General features: G+C 38.4%; 17 protein-coding genes and 2 riboswitches. All 17 genes read left to right on the top strand.

Annotation, left to right across the window (positions count from 1 at the left end):
• Positions 1–280: 280 nt before the first annotated feature.
• The 17 genes from DWA31_RS07815 (at position 281) to DWA31_RS07735 (ending at position 15,413) form a co-directional block, all read left to right on the top strand.
• Positions 281–1,633: a Fic family protein gene (locus DWA31_RS07815; RefSeq protein ID WP_114326041.1), complete on the top strand. Its 1,353-nt coding sequence runs from the start codon at positions 281–283 to the stop codon at positions 1,631–1,633.
• Between the two features lie 139 nt (positions 1,634–1,772).
• Positions 1,773–2,318, top strand: coding sequence for a class I SAM-dependent methyltransferase (locus DWA31_RS07810; RefSeq protein WP_168427310.1), 546 nt, complete (start codon positions 1,773–1,775; stop codon positions 2,316–2,318).
• Positions 2,319–2,425: 107 nt separating this feature from the next.
• Positions 2,426–2,989 carry an excalibur calcium-binding domain-containing protein gene (locus tag DWA31_RS07805; RefSeq protein ID WP_114326039.1) on the top strand — a complete coding sequence of 188 codons (564 nt, stop codon included), beginning with the start codon at positions 2,426–2,428 and terminating at the stop codon, positions 2,987–2,989.
• Between the two features lie 140 nt (positions 2,990–3,129).
• Positions 3,130–3,501, top strand: a complete 372-nt coding sequence (locus DWA31_RS07800) for a hypothetical protein (protein WP_114326038.1) — start codon at positions 3,130–3,132, stop codon at positions 3,499–3,501.
• Positions 3,482–3,814, top strand: coding sequence for a type II toxin-antitoxin system RelE/ParE family toxin (locus DWA31_RS07795; RefSeq protein WP_114326037.1), 333 nt, complete (start codon positions 3,482–3,484; stop codon positions 3,812–3,814). Before DWA31_RS07800 ends, DWA31_RS07795 begins: the two co-directional genes overlap by 20 nt.
• Complete coding sequence (locus DWA31_RS07790; protein WP_114326036.1) at positions 3,801–4,115, top strand: helix-turn-helix domain-containing protein; 315 nt, start codon at positions 3,801–3,803, stop codon at positions 4,113–4,115. Before DWA31_RS07795 ends, DWA31_RS07790 begins: the two co-directional genes overlap by 14 nt.
• 412 nt (positions 4,116–4,527) lie before the next feature.
• On the top strand, positions 4,528–4,815 hold the full coding sequence (locus DWA31_RS07785) for a helix-turn-helix domain-containing protein (RefSeq protein ID WP_114326085.1): 288 nt from the start codon (positions 4,528–4,530) through the stop codon (positions 4,813–4,815).
• Positions 4,815–6,089 (top strand): type II toxin-antitoxin system HipA family toxin, encoded by a 1,275-nt coding sequence (locus tag DWA31_RS07780; RefSeq protein WP_114326035.1) that lies wholly within the window; start codon positions 4,815–4,817, stop codon positions 6,087–6,089. The genes DWA31_RS07785 and DWA31_RS07780 overlap by 1 nt, the downstream gene beginning before the upstream one ends.
• 316 nt (positions 6,090–6,405) lie before the next feature.
• Positions 6,406–6,594: riboswitch (cobalamin riboswitch) on the top strand.
• 44 nt (positions 6,595–6,638) lie between these two features.
• Positions 6,639–7,385 (top strand): 5,6-dimethylbenzimidazole synthase, encoded by a 747-nt coding sequence (gene bluB, locus DWA31_RS07775; protein WP_114326034.1) that lies wholly within the window; start codon positions 6,639–6,641, stop codon positions 7,383–7,385.
• A gap of 190 nt (positions 7,386–7,575) precedes the next feature.
• On the top strand, positions 7,576–8,217 hold the full coding sequence (locus tag DWA31_RS07770; RefSeq protein WP_114326033.1) for a histidine phosphatase family protein: 642 nt from the start codon (positions 7,576–7,578) through the stop codon (positions 8,215–8,217).
• Between the two features lie 76 nt (positions 8,218–8,293).
• Positions 8,294–8,468: riboswitch (cobalamin riboswitch) on the top strand.
• 109 nt (positions 8,469–8,577) lie between these two features.
• Positions 8,578–9,405, top strand: coding sequence for an ABC transporter ATP-binding protein (locus DWA31_RS07765; RefSeq protein WP_114326032.1), 828 nt, complete (start codon positions 8,578–8,580; stop codon positions 9,403–9,405).
• Positions 9,398–10,528 carry a FecCD family ABC transporter permease gene (locus DWA31_RS07760; protein ID WP_114326031.1) on the top strand — a complete coding sequence of 377 codons (1,131 nt, stop codon included), beginning with the start codon at positions 9,398–9,400 and terminating at the stop codon, positions 10,526–10,528. Before DWA31_RS07765 ends, DWA31_RS07760 begins: the two co-directional genes overlap by 8 nt.
• A gap of 24 nt (positions 10,529–10,552) precedes the next feature.
• Positions 10,553–11,629, top strand: a complete 1,077-nt coding sequence (gene cobT / locus DWA31_RS07755) for a nicotinate-nucleotide--dimethylbenzimidazole phosphoribosyltransferase (RefSeq protein WP_425451869.1) — start codon at positions 10,553–10,555, stop codon at positions 11,627–11,629.
• A 37-nt stretch (positions 11,630–11,666) separates the two neighbouring features.
• Positions 11,667–12,476 carry an adenosylcobinamide-GDP ribazoletransferase gene (locus DWA31_RS07750; RefSeq protein ID WP_168427312.1) on the top strand — a complete coding sequence of 270 codons (810 nt, stop codon included), beginning with the start codon at positions 11,667–11,669 and terminating at the stop codon, positions 12,474–12,476.
• The gene (gene cobU, locus DWA31_RS07745) at positions 12,476–13,063 is read left to right on the top strand and encodes a bifunctional adenosylcobinamide kinase/adenosylcobinamide-phosphate guanylyltransferase (RefSeq protein ID WP_114326029.1); all 588 of its coding nucleotides are present in this window, start codon (positions 12,476–12,478) and stop codon (positions 13,061–13,063) included. The genes DWA31_RS07750 and cobU overlap by 1 nt, the downstream gene beginning before the upstream one ends.
• Entirely contained in the window at positions 13,060–14,589 is a 1,530-nt protein-coding gene (locus DWA31_RS07740; protein WP_114326028.1) for a cobyric acid synthase, read from the top strand. The genes cobU and DWA31_RS07740 overlap by 4 nt, the downstream gene beginning before the upstream one ends.
• A complete protein-coding gene (locus DWA31_RS07735) occupies positions 14,586–15,413 on the top strand; it encodes a cobalamin-binding protein (protein WP_245942545.1) in 828 nt (275 codons plus the stop codon). Before DWA31_RS07740 ends, DWA31_RS07735 begins: the two co-directional genes overlap by 4 nt.
• The last annotated feature ends 5 nt before the right edge of the window (positions 15,414–15,418 follow it).

Genomic DNA, 15,418 nt, shown 5'->3' with positions numbered 1-15,418 from the left:
TCTTTATGCTTGTCACAGATTAAGCGTTAGATCTTACCTGTGCAATGTCAACACCCCAATATACACAAGGCCTGTAGCGACACCTTCTAGACATCAACAATATATAAAAATGCTTATATTGTCTAGTTTGTTTCAATTTCATCCTAACATTTAATCTTATACCAGTCGGTGTACGAACCTTATTATTCAATAATTTTTAAATATGGTCATGAGTAAAAAAGTACTTTTATTAACTCATATTGAGATGTATTATGAGTTAAAAGGAAGGGGTTTTTAACTCATGAAATATAATTGGCAACAACAAAATTGGCCCGAGTTCACTTATAACACCAGTGAATTAGAGCCCATTGTGCAAAAGTATCAGCAGAATGCATACAGTCTGCTCGGTCGATTAGCACAATTAAATCTGGAGTTTCAGCAAGAAGCTCATATCTTATTGATCGTTGAAGAAGCCATAAACTCTAGTGAAATTGAGGGTGAAAACCTTAACCGAGAGGAAGTTCGTTCATCTGTAGCTCGTTTCCTTGGCCTTGACGTTGAATCAAGCTCAACTCCTCATCTAAAAGAAGAAGGCATTGCTGCATTACTTATCAATGTTAGAGAAAGCCTTAATCAGCCACTAAACAAAGAGAAACTTTGCTACTGGCACAAGTTATTGCTTCAGGATGATGATAACGCTAGAAAACCAGTACTTAAAGGTGAATATAGAAATGAAACCGTTGATGTAATCAAAGACGACTTGTATGGAAACATCGAGGTCGTATTCAAAGCACCAGGTACTTCAAGAAATGACGTTGCTAAAGAAATGCAGCAATTTTTCGATTGGTACAATGCCACGGCTTTGCCCAATACCAATGAAAGTAAACTATCTGGCCCAGTAAGAGCGGCTATTGCTCATTTATGGTTTGTATCAATTCACCCCTTTGAAGATGGTAATGGTCGTATAGGAAGAGCTATAGCCGAGCATGCACTTTATCAAGACTTCGAGAGTCCGCCGCTATTTAGCCTTTCAGCGACGATTAACGCCAACAGAAAACAGTATTATCAAGAGCTTCAAGACACAAATACAACCTTAAACGTTTCAAACTGGGTTAATTGGTTTGTAAATATTACGCATGATGCGCAAGTATTAGCAGCTAATAAAGTTGATTTCATCTTAGAGAAATCTAAGTTTTGGGAGAAGCACCAACAAACTGAACTCAATGATAGACAGAGCAAAGCATTACTTAAAATGTTTGCTTCAGGACCCGAAGGTTTTGTTACTGACGGTATTAGTAATGAAAAATACAGAGCTATAACCGGTTGCTCACTTGCTACTGCGACAAGAGACTTGAAAAGTCTGATTGAGAAAGACGTTTTAACTGTAGAAGGCTCAGGTAAACGAAATATTCGCTACCTAATTAAATTTGTCGAAAACAATGTGTTCAAAAGAACAAGTACACTGACTCAAAAAGGTAACAGAGATAAATTTATTGATGAAACTTTAGAAAAGCTAATAATCAACATCCAAAGAAATATGGATTTTCATCAAGACAAATCTGATCCTAAGCTGCTTGAAATGATAGAGCATTATCAGCAGTTAGCTGATAGTAACAGTGATGCATTGGACAAGCTAGAAGATGTACTTACTTAGGTAATAGCATTTATTTTAACAGTAATGTTAGCCATATAACTTTACTATTATAGTGCTTCCGCAAGCCAATAGCCTTGGAGTTTAGGATTGACTAGCAACAACTAAGAATATAGCGTTTTATAGTGAAAAGTCAGCACTTTTGTTCGCACAATATCAGTCTGTTTCGTTTGAAAACGTCCATAATTCGTGGATTCAGGAAATTAACTTCAAACAATGCAAAACTGCACTCGCCATTGGTGCAGGTAGCGGTAGAGATGCATTAGCGTCAAAACATAAAAAGTTATGCGTTACCGCAATAGAGCCATCTGACGATTTAAGGGCGCTAGGACAAGCGTTTACTGGTGATGATGTAACCTGGCTAAACGATACCTTACCAAAACTTGAAAAAGTGAAAGGAAAAATCTTCGATATCATCCTTGTTAGTGCTGTTTGGATGCACCTATCACCGCAAGAGCAGACACAAAGTTTGCAAACCATTAGTACGCTTTTAAATGATAATGACTACCTAATTATCACACTAAGACATGGTGGCTTTTCTGATACTCGAACGGCATTTGAAATGGATGCTAACAGAACAATACATGAGGCAAAACAACTTGGCTTATCACTTATTCTATCGAATCATGAAGGTGACAAAATCAGTAGAGATAACGTTTCCTGGCATACCTTATGTTTCAAAGCATGATACTAAACAACGTTTTATTAACTAACGCTACCTAAGTAACTGTTATTATGAGATATTAGATTAGTATATTACTATGTACTTGAAATGACATCTGCAATGGAACCGTGATGCACAAAGGACAATTAAAAAGCTGGAAAGATGATAAAGGATTTGGCTTCATTCAATCGAGTGAGCTTAAACAAGATACCTTTATTCATATCTCTACCTTAAAAGCCATGAGTAGAAAGCCCAAAGTTGGTGATTTCATCTACTTTGACGTTGAAAAGCAAGCCAATGGTAAATCCAGAGCTGTTAACTGTCGCATTGAAGGTGTTGCTGCTAAAGCGATACAAAGGCATAGGCCACGTGTTCACAAAAACACTTCAGCACCCAAAAGCAAGGCAATATTACTCATTGCAGTGATAGCTATTGGCGCTTTTGGTTATCAACGCTTAGGTTTATCAACAGCCACTACGCCAGTCCAACATACCCCAAACACAGTAACACCGAGTGGCTCGTTATTAAATCGTGCTTTCTCAGAGTCGAATGCTAATTTTTCTTGTGATGGCAGACAGCATTGTAGCCAAATGACATCTCGCGCAGAAGCAGAGTTTTTTACCAAACATTGTCCTAATACAAAAATGGATGGTGATAGAGACGGTATTCCTTGTGAAAATGATTCACGGTTTTAACCATGATATTTGAGTTTATAAATTATTTCATATGTTGCTTTATCTCAATAAATACAGTTAAAACCTCAAAATAACATGTGCTTAGTTATTGTTTTATTGTATTTTAATCCCAATTATACAATTAATAACATGGATGTAGTTTGTACTTAAATAATTTCAGCACTCAACTTGAGTTAAATATCCAAGCTGGCTCTCCCATCATTCAAATCATTAGTCATGAAACCTTACGTATAAGAGCTGAGGTATTTAAAGCTGCTAATAATACGGGTAAATCGGTTTATATTTGGGATCGAACCAAAGGCTTAAGGGAATATAATGGCACTGCTTTTGTCGAGATAGAAAATGATTATAAACAGCCTCATGAGATATTAGAGTTATTTCATGATAATGGTGACGACAAAGGTGCATCAATACAATCATCATTTAATCTGCTGATAATCAGTAATAGAAAGATAATTTGTCAAGTGTACGCATATTGCGTATACTTGATGGGTGAAAGCCGTATTTGTTGAATCTAGTATTTTTGAAAAACATCGCAGTGACTACATGTTAGATGATGAATATAGTGCATTCCAGCGTGAATTGTTATCGGAGCCTGTTAAGGGTGATGTGATACAGGGTACAGGTGGGTTGAGAAAGATTAGAGTGGCTGCAAAAGGCAAAGGTAAGCGTGGTGGTGCAAGAGTCATTTATTACTACTTCGACCGACATAGTCGTTTCTATTTACTTACCGTGTATGCAAAAAATGAAGTGTCAGATTTGACGACTACCCAGAAAAAACAACTTAAAGACTTTATGGAGGTCTGGAAAAATGAGCAAACGTGATTTATTTGCAGAGCTAACAACGTCACTCAACGAAGCAAAAGACCATAGCGAAGGTAAGTTAACTTTGAAGACGCATGAGATGAAAATTGCGGATGAGTTGGTGATCTCACCAAACGAAATACTATCAATTCGTAAAAATTTTCACATGTCCCGTGGTGTCTTTGCTAACTACCTACATACATCAGTGCGAACATTAGAAAATTGGGAGCAAGGACGTAGTGCGCCTAATGGACAAGCGGTTACGCTGCTTAAATTGGTAAAGTCGCATCCAGAAACGTTGTCGCATATAGCAGCATTGTAGTACCTACCCATAAACTCAGTTAGTCATATCACTCAATATCTGCTTGTAGTGATATGGTTACCTCATCATTTTTCATCAACAAAAAATACCGATTATAGAAAATTTTTTGTTAAGTTATCAGTATATTAAAAAACCATTCAGTCAAAGGTCTCATCAATGCAGGGATTGCAGCATCATTCACTTCAGATCTATCTCGGAAAGGGGCACAAAGCGTCTTAAATTTTTTACTTTAACTTGATAGCTGAACAGCTTAAATGTATGCAAATATAACTTAATAAGTTGAAGGAATTATCACAACAAAACAATTTAGGAGTTGTATTTTGTTATATTTACAACTCAATGGTTGTTTTTCTTGTTTTTACAACATAAAAGTTGTATCTTTGCTTTTAATACATCATATGAGTTTTTTTTTATGAAGACAGTTGAAGCTCTTGCTGAATTGCTCATTGCAGAACGCAAAAAGAGAAAACTCTCGCAAAAAGATATGCGCATGCTTATTGGTATGTCACAACAACAATATCAACGCATCGAATCAGGTCAGGACTTAAAAGTTTCTACCTTGCTGCGTATATTAGCAGGGCTAGGGCTTGAATTATTAATAACTGATCCTGACCAAACTACACAAAGTCAGCATGTTGAATCACCTTCAATAGATGATAATTTTTGGTCGAGTAAGCATAAGCACCTTGAGGATGAGTAATGACAGCTAAAAAAAGAATGGAAAGTGTTGAAGGACTTAGGCTATCACTCAACGGGCAAGATATTGGAGTGCTTACCCATTATTCTGGCGGGAAAAATATTTTCGTATTTTCTCCTGATTATGTGGCGTTGGCAAAGACTGAACGTCAAACTTTTACGATGACACAACTAGCTAATGAGCAATACTTATCACAACCATTGATAAGTTCTCAGAGACTAGCTCCAGTATTTTCAAATTTACTGCCAGAAGGTGCGCTACGTGATTGGATGGTCCACTCTCTTAAAGTGCACATTGATAATGAATTTCCTTTAATGGCCCATATGGGAAAGAACTTACCCGGTGCTTTACAGGCTGACCCTATATCTGCTGGCAATGTGCCTAAATGGGCACTTGATCACCGAGAACAAGTTGAAGCTGTTCAAGTAGATGTTGAACACAGCCAAGGTAAATTTTCTCTGGCAGGCGTACAAATGAAGTTTTCTTCAGTTAAGAGCAAAGATGGTCGATATAATATTGGTCAAGATGCAAATAGTAATAGTTGGATCATCAAAACACCGTCCACCATACATAAGTATGTTCCTTACAATGAATACACAGCCATGAGATTAGCTGAATTTGTGGGGGTTGATATTCCTGAAATCAAATTGGTTGAATTGACGCAATTGGATAACCTGCCTGATATCCAGCTTCCTAACGAAGTTCACGCTTATGCTATCAAGCGGTTTGATCGACAAGAAGGTCAACGAGTTCATACTGAAGACTTTGCCCAAGTGTTCCAAGTGTACTCTCATGAAAAATATCAAAAGTTTAATTACGAGCAAATTGCTAATGCACTCTACCAATTTGGCTCACAAGGTTTGAAAGATGTACAGCAAATGGCAAGGCGGCTATTGGTAAATATTCTATTGGCAAATGGTGATGCCCATTTAAAGAATTGGTCATTAATATATCCTGATAGTAAAAGACCGATGTTGTCACCAGCTTATGATATTGTATCAACGCTACCCTATGTAGAAGGAGAGCAAGAGTTCGCACTCAATATGGCAAAGAACAAAAATTGGTATCAAGCGGATATGGCATCATTTGAAGCATGGACAAAACGGATTGGTGCTCCTTGGCAAGCAATAAAAGTTCATCTTGAAGAAACACTTGAGCTTGCCAGAGGGCATTGGTTGAAAATGTTAACTGAATTGCCTATGGATGAATTACATCAGCAAACGTTGAAAGCACATTGGCAAAATTTACATCATGACTTTCGTATTGATTCTAATTAACGGTACACGCATCTGAATGTTAATCCAACCTAGGGAGTTGGTTTACTAACAAGTTTTAGGCGGTATGTGTAATTGACTTACTTTTGAATTAATACTTCTAAGGTACAGGGGTATTAGATCATATAGTTTATAGTCTAAAAAACTTTTTATCTCATAGACTTCTATCTCACAAAGGGGCACTTAGCGCCACAGAATATTACTATTTAACCCTAAATGACAAGCCATATTAACTACGTTATTACAGGGTATAGTTAGCATTGACAGCATAAATACTTTTTGTAATAGTAGCGCTTTTGTTGTTAGGTGCTAATACTTTTATTGCATGTGCCCTTGTACCAATAAAGTATTGGAGAATCGGGAAAGCGGTGTAAACCCGCTACGTGCCCAACGCTGTAATGGTGATTATTCAAACAAATGCCACTGGTTTCCAATAAATAGAGAACTGGGAAGGTGTTTGAATAAAATGATCTTAAGTCAGAAGACCGGCCTAAATAACACATTGAGACGTTTGGACAGGCGTGCTCTTATTTCCAATTGAAGGGGACTACAATGGAAAATATCGCCAAGCAATGCCAAGAAGAAGTGTTTTTTAGTGAACAAGAGCGCGATGCGCTTTATAAAACTATTTTCAATCGCCGTGATGTGCGTGGTCAATTTAAATCTGACCCCATACCTGATGAAGTGCTGAGTCGGGTTTTACATGCAGCTCATCACGCACCTTCTGTGGGGTTTATGCAACCGTGGAATTTCGTTATTGTGCGCTCCAAAGAGGTAAAGAAAAAAGTGCATAAAGCATTTTTGCAAGCAAATGAAGATGCTGCGAATATGTTTGATGATGAGCGTAGCAAAGTTTACCGCTCACTTAAATTAGAAGGCATTTTAGAATCACCTCTTAATATTTGCATCACCTGTGACCGTTCGCGTACGGGTCCAGTGGTACTTGGCAGAACGGCAGTTAAAAGTATGGACACCTATAGTAGTGTTTGTGCAGTTCAGAACTTATGGTTAGCAGCTAGAGCAGAAGGTCTTGGTGTAGGCTGGGTTAGTATCATCAAGCAAGAAGAATTACAGGAAGCCTTAGCGATACCAAAAGACATCATCCCCATCGCTTACCTTTGTGTAGGTTATGTATCCGACTTTTTCAAAAAGCCAGAGTTAGAATCTGCTGGCTGGTTAAAGCGCCTACCTTTAGAAGAACTGGTATATCTTGATCAATGGCAAGGTACTGATAATATTGAGAGAAATTCTCTGGTTAGCAAAATTGCAGCCGATGCTGGTATTGCTCAAAGATACTAATTATACATTCGCCTGAATTATATCAGTACACTTCAAAATGCATTTTAAGGTGTACTGATATAGCAATCACTTATTTACAAAGTATTGTGTAGAACTCTTACAATAAATGATCATAAAAAACCGTCACTTAAAGACTCAATGGCACCACATTTTAGAGCAGAATAACTTGAGGGTGATATAAGGACGAACAATGGAAAAAAAGCAACAAGAGAAGTCACTTTTTGGTGAATTTACACTTTATTTATTGCGCCACGGTGAAATAGCAACACCAGGTATTTTAGCTGGAAAAACTGATGTTGCGCTGTCAGAGATTGGACATAAACAACTATCACAGGCCACTGACTCACTAAAGCATATCAACCGGTGTATTAGTTCGCCTTTGGTTCGTTGTCATGAATGGGCAAGTCAGTATTGTCAGCAACAAAATTTACCACTAGAAGTAGAATGTAAGTTGCAGGAAATGGATTTTGGCGACTGGGATGGTAATAGCTACCAGGCATTGTGGAAATTGGCTGATCAATCAGCGACAAGTTCAATAGGAGATTTTTGGGAAAACCCTTGGCAGAATCAACCACCAAATGGCGAAACGATGGAAAGCTTTATTAGCCGTGTTGATAACTGGTGGAAAGGCTATCTTACAACAAATACTTCACCAAACACGCTTGTGGTAACACATGCTGGCGTGATCAAATATTTACTTGCCAAAATTTTAAATTTACCTATCCCAGGTACAGTTCATATGGTTTCACTTGATGTGTCATACGCTAGTTTGATTAGAATATCTTTATATCGAGATGAAAACGGAAAGATTTGGTCGAAACTCGTACTATAAATCATAAATTTTTGTCGCTTAAAAATATAAGTAATACTTGCTATTTCTGTTCAACTGTTGATAATCACGAACTGAAAAAAGATTGTTGATTTTTAATGTTATTGCACGATAAATGTAATATTTGGGAATGTGGTGAAAGTCCACAACTGTGCCCGCAACTGTGAATTTATACTAATTTATACATACCTACCTACTTGGTATTGTTACTTAGTGAAATGAGTCAGGATACCCATTAAATATCAACCAGTTATTCCAATTCGAGCGGGTTACTCGAACACTGTATATTCCATTCTTTAGTTTGAACACTTCAAATAAGAATAGATTGTGCGCTGTTTGACCGCTATCTAAAGCGAGTTAACATTGAGCCAAGCCCTAAACGAATCTAAATCAGCGTTATTAACCGCAGAGCATCTTAGTTGGTGTACTGATGGTAACCTGATCCTTGATGATATTAGTTTCTCCGTAGAGCAAGGCAGCTTTACTGGTATCTTAGGGCCAAATGGCGCGGGTAAATCAAGTTTACTTCGTTGTCTTTATCGATTTGTTAAACCCGAACAAGGTACTGTGAGTTTTGAACATAATGATATTTGGCAGATAAACGCCAATGATTATGCTAAAAACGTTGCTGTTGTACTGCAAGAAACACCCTCGCATTTTAATTTAACCGTACATGATGTTGTAGCTTTAGGTCTAATACCTCATAAAGGCATATTTTCTCGTGCTGATAAATCAGATAATGAAAAAATTATTCAAGCCATAGTGCAAGTTGGGTTGGCACATAAAACTCAACAGCATTTCGAACATTTATCGGGTGGAGAAAAACAGCGTGCATTAATTGCACGTGCCATCGTGCAATCGCCTACTCTTTTGATCATGGATGAACCAACCAGTCATTTGGATGTGCGTTATCAAATTCAAATAATGGAGCTTGCAAAGTCACTTGGGATTACGGTGATAGCGTCTTTTCATGATCTTAATTTGGCTAGTGCAATGTGTGACAACCTATTGGTTTTAAATCAAGGAAAGCTGGTTTGCCAAGGAGAGCCTAAAAAAGTACTTACTAGCGAAATGTTATCGGATGTTTTTGGCGTTTGCGCGCATATTAGCGAACATCATCAACACAAAGTTCCACACATATCCTATGACTATGGTTACATTCAATATAAACATGGAGAACACCATGTTTAAAGCAGAACTCGCTAAAAATAATATCAAAGCTAACCAGCCGTTGGTAAGCAAAGCACAGGTAAATAAGACTCAAAAAACATTCGTTCATAAAAAGCATGGCGCATGGTTAGAAAAAAAAGGTATTAGCCAACCAGTGGTAACAGTTTTTGCCATAGTCGGTTGTTTTTTCAGCCTGTTTTGTGCGTTATCTTTTGGTGCCGCGGATATTTCATTCGCCGACGTTTGGTACAGTATTTGGCCAAATGAAGCTGACAAAGACATTGGCTTTGTTAGTCGCATTATCTGGGAATTGCGTATGCCTAGGGCCATATTAGCTTTGCTTGCTGGTTGTGGTTTGGCTATTTCAGGACTTATTCTTCAAACCGTTACGCGTAATCCATTAGCTGATCCTTACTTATTTGGTATCTCATCAGGTGCTTCATTGGGAGTTGTTATACTTATCACATTTACAGGCGGTATCTTTACTGTTATGACGCCTATTGCGGCTTTTGCAGGCAGTTTAGTTGCGATGGTGATGCTAATGTTAATAGCTGGGCGGAGGCAAAGCCAGCAGGTTGAATCTATGTTGCTGGCGGGTGTTGCCTTATCATTTTTGTTTAGCTCCTTTACGAGTTTACTGCTCTATCATACTGACCCTCAAGCTGTTACCGCAGTGCTATTTTGGACTATGGGAAGTTTTTCACGCGCTCAGTGGGAAAATTTATTATTTCCAGCCGTAGTGATCACTACCTGTATCACTTTTATGTTGGCTTACCGACGCCAATTAAATGCAATGTTATTAGGAGACGAGAGTGCCACAACATTGGGCATTAATGTGAATCGTTTTCGCATTATTATGTTGCTACTTAGTTCGTTGATTACCGCTACGCTAGTTTCAATGTGCGGTGGTATCGGTTTTGTGGGCTTGATGATCCCACATATTGTTCGATTTTTTATCTCCCAAGGTACTATTTTTGGTATTTTGCTAACAGCACTAGTTGGCGGCATATTTATGATCTGGGTCGATATATTATCGCGTACTGTCTTGGTAAACCAAGAGTTACCTGTAGGGGTTATTACCGCAGCAATAGGTAGCCTATTTTTCCTTACATTGCTTTATTTTCGAAAGAATCGGGCTAGTTAATAAAGGCGATTAACAAGAACAACAATGGATATAACTATTGAGAGGCATATGACTTTTACTATTCAAACTGTTAGTACAAAATTTGATGAGAAAATCCAAGTTAAGATTGACTGTAAGACCAAACCACTAGGAGCACTCGGGCAGTTAGAAACTACGGCCAAACAACTGGCACGTGTGCAGGCTATGTCATCTAATCGAGTTGCTCCTTTAGTTATCAATCAGCCAAGTCTCATTATTTTCGCTGGAGATCACGGTGTTGCAGCAGAGGGCGTTTCAATAGCGCCAAGTGAAGTGACTGAGCAAATGGTTACAAATTTTGCCACTGGCGGCGCAGCAATTAATGTTTTTTGTCGTCAACTAGGTTGGCAGCTAAGTGTTGTTGATGCTGGGATCTTAACTGAGCCAGCCGCAGAATTAAATGTGATTAATCAACGCTTAGGCTGTATTACTAAGCCATTACACCAAGCACCAGCAATGACATTAGCAACGGTTGAACAAGGCTTTGCTATGGCTAAGTCATTGATCAAGAAAACTAAAGAAAAGGGCTGTAACTTGGTTGCTTTTGGTGAAATGGGCATTGGCAATACAACATCAGCATCAGCAATTATGGCGGCTATTATGCAGATTTCAGCAGAAGAAACTGTCGGTAAAGGTACGGGTGTATCAGATGATGTAGTGCTTAAAAAACAAAAAGTGGTTGAACAAGCACTTGAACTGCATCGTGACAAGTTAACTGATCCGATGCAATTACTGGCATGTTTAGGTGGTTTTGAAATTGTACAGATCACTGGAGCGATGTTAGCTGCAGCTGAAGAAAATATGCATATTTTGGTTGACGGTTTTATTTGTACTGCTGCTGCAATGGTCGCTATACAGATAAACCCTGCAGTAAAAGACTATATGATTTTTGCCCATTGTTCAGGTGAACAAGGACATCAGAAAATGCTGCAGTGGCTTACTGTTGAACCGTTATTAAATCTTGGTCTGCGCTTGGGCGAAGGTACGGGTGGGGCACTAGCGTTGCCATTAATTCAAGCTGCTGCCGCCTTTTATAACGATATGGCTAGTTTTGAACAAGCAGCAGTAACTAACGTTGTTTAGTTATTGCTGACACTATAGAAAATAAATAATGATTAACTTGAGCCAAAGAGAAAACCTACAAAAAGAGAAAACATTGCTATTGTTGGCAATTAGCTTTTTTACTCGTATTCCTGTCAGCTTACCGAAGGAAATAACTGCCGACCAGCTGAATAAAGCCAGTCGTTATTTTGCTGTGGTGGGTATTGTTGTAGGTATTATATGCTCAGTTGTTTATCTAGTATCGATTAATTATTTACCAAAATCATTGGTTATTTTACTTGCTATGGCGGCAAGTATACTTGTAACTGGAGCATTTCATGAAGATGGTTGGGCTGATGTTTGGGATGGTTTTGGTGGTGGTTGGAGCGTAGAGAATAAACTCAATATTATGAAAGATAGTCGCTTAGGTACTTATGGTGCAACGGCGTTATTTATTATTTTATTACTGAAATATCAGAGTTTAATGGCGCTTGCCTCGCCTGTTGTTGCGCTAATTTTGGCAAATACCTTGAGCCGCGTCGTAGCGACCAGTTTAATTTACAAGATGCCTTATGTCGCACTTGATGCCACCTCTAAAGTTAAATCGGTTACACAAGGTTTATCGACCAATAACTTAATTATTTTATTGGTGACAGGGCTATTAGTCAGCGTAGGGTTTTTACCCTTAGGTGAATGTTTTTTGTTGTTTGTTATTTTATTTTTATTTAGGTCGTTGCTAGTTTTTTGGTTTAATCGTCAGCTGGGTGGCTACACTGGCGATTGTTTAGGTGCGGCACAGCAGAGTAGTGAAATTGTTATTTATCTGAGTTTACTGATCTTTGGCTATGGTACTGCAGTTTCAAATGCCAGCACAGGAGTGGCGAACTAATGTCGCTTCATCTCATTTTAGGTGGTGCGCGTTCTGGTAAAAGTTCATTTGCTGAAAAACAGGCGAAGTACACTGAAGAATACGCTCAATCTCAAGTTTATTATGTGGCAACAGCTCAATCACTTGATGGAGAAATGTCAGCGCGCATAAAGCAACATCAATTACAAAGACCTGAACATTGGGTGTTAATTGAATCGCCGATTAAATTAGCGAACGCTATTAAACAATTAGTGTTAAAACACCAAAGCGAGTATGAAACACCAATAACCGTGTTAGTAGATTGCCTTACGTTATGGCTTAGTAATTGTTTATGTTCGATGGATAAAAATACCTGGAAGCAAGAGAAGGAGTACTTACTCAATGTACTCTCAGACTATGCACAAACGAATGAAGTTAATTTAATGCTAGTGAGTAACGAAGTTGGTCATGGCATTGTGCCTATGGGCGAATTATCAAGAAACTTTGTTGATCAAGCTGGTTGGCTACATCAAGAAATTGCCACGATAGCAACGGATGTAGATTTTATTATGGCAGGCATTGCATTATCCCTTAAATCAATGTCGCTTAAGTCAAAGGAGCAAAAATGAAAACCTTGATGATACAGGGTACCACCTCTGACGCAGGAAAAAGTACAATTGTTGCTGGGCTTTGTCGCGTTTTTGTTAATCGCGGTTTTAAAGTTGCCCCATTTAAACCACAAAATATGGCATTAAATAGCGCCGTGACAGAAGATGGTGGCGAGATAGGGCGAGCACAAGCATTACAAGCTATTGCTGCCAATATTGCACCACGTGTTGATTTTAATCCTATTCTATTAAAACCAAATAGTGATACCGGTGCTCAAGTTATTGTACATGGTAAGGCACTTTCAAATATGGACGCGAGTAGTTATCACGATTATAAAAAGGTGGCAATGAACGCGGTAGTTGAGTCTCACTATCGGCTAGCGAAAGAGTTTGATGTACTTATGGTTGAAGGCGCTGGGAGTCCAGCGGAAATTAACTTACGGGCACATGATATTGCCAATATGGGGTATGCTGAAAAAGTGGATTGTCCGGTTATTATCGTTGCTGATATCGACCGTGGTGGGGTATTCGCTCACCTAGTGGGTACACTTGAGTTGTTGTCTCAGTCTGAGCAATCCCGGGTTAAAGGTTTTATTATTAATCGCTTTCGTGGTGATATTAAATTATTAGAGTCGGGCTTAACTTGGCTTGAAGAACGTACCGGAAAACCTGTTTTAGGTGTTTTACCTTATTTGCACGATTTAGCACTTGATGCTGAAGATGCCATTGCTATTGATAACAAAGTCAGTTCAAGCAAAATTATAATTGCTGTTCCTTTGTTGCCACATATTAGTAATCACACCGATTTTGACCCATTAAGACTGAATTCTGAGATAGATTTACGTTACGTAAAAATGGGTGAGCGTATTGATAATTGCGATTTAATTATACTCCCAGGTAGTAAGAACGTAATTTCTGATTTAGCCTTTTTAAAAGCGCAAGGTTGGCAAGAAGATATTAATCGCCATTTGAGATATGGCGGTAAGGTACTTGGTATTTGCGGAGGTCTTCAAATGTTAGGCCGTAAAATATTTGACCCTCATGCTATAGAATCAAACTTTGCAGACAATGAAGAAAGGGTTATTTCTGGACTGGACCTAGCTGATTTTACGACAACATTAACTACATCAAAAACCCTTACTCAGGTCTCTGGCACATTTACGTTAGCGGGCCAGCAGTGTGAAGTTTCTGGTTACGAGATTCATTGTGGTCATTCGCATGGTACTGCGCTTAATAACCCCTTGATAAGTGAACTATCGGCGGGATCTTCTGGTATTGATGGCTTCATTTCAGAAGATAACCAAATTGTAGCAACCTACTTACATGGTTTGTTTGACCGTGGTGCGGTAACAAGCGCTGTATTGCAGTGGGTTAAAAAAGATCATGGCGTTCAATCGGTGATTAATATTGATCAACACCGAGAAGTTCAATTGAATCGTTTAGCCGATACTTGTGAGCAACATTTACATATGGATGATATTGAAAAAATTTTGCAAGCGGGCGTTAGGACTAACACGACAACTCCCTATAAGGAGGGAATTACATGAAGATGATTTACACAAAATTTTTTATTGTTAGTTTACTACTCTCATCATTTATAAGTACGGCAAAAGAGCAGCGAATTGTCGCGCTTGCACCGCATATAGTTGAGATGTTGTTTGACATAGGTGCAGGTAATAAAATTGTTGGTACGGTATCTCATTCTGACTATCCTGCCGCGGCATTGAACATTCCTCGAATCGGTGGATATCACGGTATTCAAATAGAAAAAATACTCGAACTAAAGCCCGATATCGTTATTGTTTGGCAATCAGGTAATAAAGTTTCTGACATTGAACAAATGGAAAAAATGGGGTTGAACATCATTTACAGTCAGCCACATAAAATTGAGGATGTTGCGAAAGAACTACGAGAGTTAGGTAAATTAACAGGGCATGAAATACAAGCGGAATCAGTGGCTAATGATTACCTACAACGACTTAAAAAATTACGTCAACAACATGTCAGCATAGCGCCAATGAAAGTTTTTTATCAACTATGGCCTGAGCCGATGCGCACGATAAATAAAGGGACTTTGATTAATCAATTAATTGAAGTTTGCCAAGGGCAGAATGTTTTTGCAGAGAATCCTACAGCTTACCCGCAAATTGGTATTGAAAATGTCATTGTAGCGCAACCTGAAGTTATAATTTTTCCTGTTCAAAAATCGAATACAGAACTACCCGTCATTGATTGGCATAAGTGGCCAGAAATTCCCGCAGTGAAGCATAATCGCTTTATTCGAATTAATGCAGATTTAACGCATAGATTTAGCACCCGCATGTTAGACGGTATAGAAGATATGTGTGACAAACTTGATGCGTTTCGATAAACGTA

This window comes from Candidatus Colwellia aromaticivorans, from assembly GCF_003333305.1.
In the GTDB taxonomy this organism is placed as follows: Bacteria; Pseudomonadota; Gammaproteobacteria; order Enterobacterales; family Alteromonadaceae; genus Colwellia; species Colwellia aromaticivorans.
This window is presented reverse-complemented; position numbering and strand designations above follow the sequence as displayed.

Coding starts and splice junctions, on each gene's coding strand:
- cobU (WP_114326029.1), top strand. CDS start 12,476: ATGTCGCTTCATCTCATTTTAGGTGGTGCGCGTTCTGGTAAAAGTTCA.
- cobT (WP_425451869.1), top strand. CDS start 10,553: ATGGATATAACTATTGAGAGGCATATGACTTTTACTATTCAAACTGTT.
- DWA31_RS07790 (WP_114326036.1), top strand. CDS start 3,801: ATGAGCAAACGTGATTTATTTGCAGAGCTAACAACGTCACTCAACGAA.
- DWA31_RS07780 (WP_114326035.1), top strand. CDS start 4,815: ATGACAGCTAAAAAAAGAATGGAAAGTGTTGAAGGACTTAGGCTATCA.
- DWA31_RS07760 (WP_114326031.1), top strand. CDS start 9,398: ATGTTTAAAGCAGAACTCGCTAAAAATAATATCAAAGCTAACCAGCCG.
- DWA31_RS07815 (WP_114326041.1), top strand. CDS start 281: ATGAAATATAATTGGCAACAACAAAATTGGCCCGAGTTCACTTATAAC.
- DWA31_RS07805 (WP_114326039.1), top strand. CDS start 2,426: ATGCACAAAGGACAATTAAAAAGCTGGAAAGATGATAAAGGATTTGGC.
- DWA31_RS07735 (WP_245942545.1), top strand. CDS start 14,586: ATGAAGATGATTTACACAAAATTTTTTATTGTTAGTTTACTACTCTCA.
- DWA31_RS07770 (WP_114326033.1), top strand. CDS start 7,576: ATGGAAAAAAAGCAACAAGAGAAGTCACTTTTTGGTGAATTTACACTT.
- DWA31_RS07785 (WP_114326085.1), top strand. CDS start 4,528: ATGAAGACAGTTGAAGCTCTTGCTGAATTGCTCATTGCAGAACGCAAA.
- DWA31_RS07740 (WP_114326028.1), top strand. CDS start 13,060: ATGAAAACCTTGATGATACAGGGTACCACCTCTGACGCAGGAAAAAGT.
- bluB (WP_114326034.1), top strand. CDS start 6,639: ATGGAAAATATCGCCAAGCAATGCCAAGAAGAAGTGTTTTTTAGTGAA.